The organism is Nocardioides sp. CPCC 206348, from assembly GCF_048654705.1.
In the GTDB taxonomy this organism is placed as follows: domain Bacteria; phylum Actinomycetota; class Actinomycetes; order Propionibacteriales; family Nocardioidaceae; genus Nocardioides.
Genome location: NZ_JBMCZA010000109.1, coordinates 267 through 1,051, shown reverse-complemented (window position 1 = coordinate 1,051; position 785 = coordinate 267). Strand labels below are relative to the sequence as shown.

1 protein-coding gene is annotated in these 785 nt (G+C 73.2%); it reads right to left on the bottom strand.

The genetic code is table 11. From position 1 onward, the window contains the following. Positions 1 to 785 (bottom strand): DUF4153 domain-containing protein (locus tag ACOADB_RS06085; RefSeq protein WP_378597060.1); only part of this gene is annotated, 785 nt, incomplete at both ends.

The window sequence follows — 785 nt, the reverse complement described above, 5'->3', positions numbered from 1 at the left end:
GCGTCGGGGTTGAGCGCCGCGATGCCGAGGACGGCGACGGCACCGCTCACGAGGGCGAAGCGCGCCACCCAGGCGCCGTTCAGGGCGATCCCGGCGACCATCACGGCGAGGACGACCAGCCCCAGCCAGCCCTCGAAGACATCGACCAGCAGGCGCAGCCGGGTGAAGCCGTAGGCCTCCTGGTAGAGCGCCATCCGGTGCAGCGCGGAGGCGACGACCACGAGGGTCAGGGCGCACAGCAGGCCCAGTGACCCGCGGAGCCAGGCGCGGTCGGCCACCGTCGCCCGCGGTGCCTTGCGTCCGGCCGCGGCGATGACGAGCAGGGTCAGCGCCGTCGCCACGGTGAGCTGGCCGAAGCCCTGGTGCACGTAGTCGGCGTACGTCAGCCCCGTCGTACGACGCAGGTAGTCGTGGCCGCCGAAGACCACGGTCGCCTGGGCGGCGAGGAACGCCGCGAAGACGGCGATCACGACGGCGACCGGCGCCAGCCACTCGTAGCGGTGGGTGACCGGGCGGTGGCCGGTGGAGCGGTCCACGTGGGGTGGGTTCAGGGCGAGGTACGACGCCCCGAGCACCGCTGCCGTGACCGCGACTGCCACGAAGATCCGCGCCACGAAGAGGTCGACGGTGAGCTCGGGCAGGAGCGCGTCGACCCACTGCGCGAGGAGCGCGTCGGCAGAGGCGAAGAGCAGCCCGAAGACGATCAGCCCGAGGAAGGACCAGACCACCGTCCGCAGCAGGGCCGCGCCCTGTCCCAGCCCGGTCAGCCGCCCGATCGACCGGCC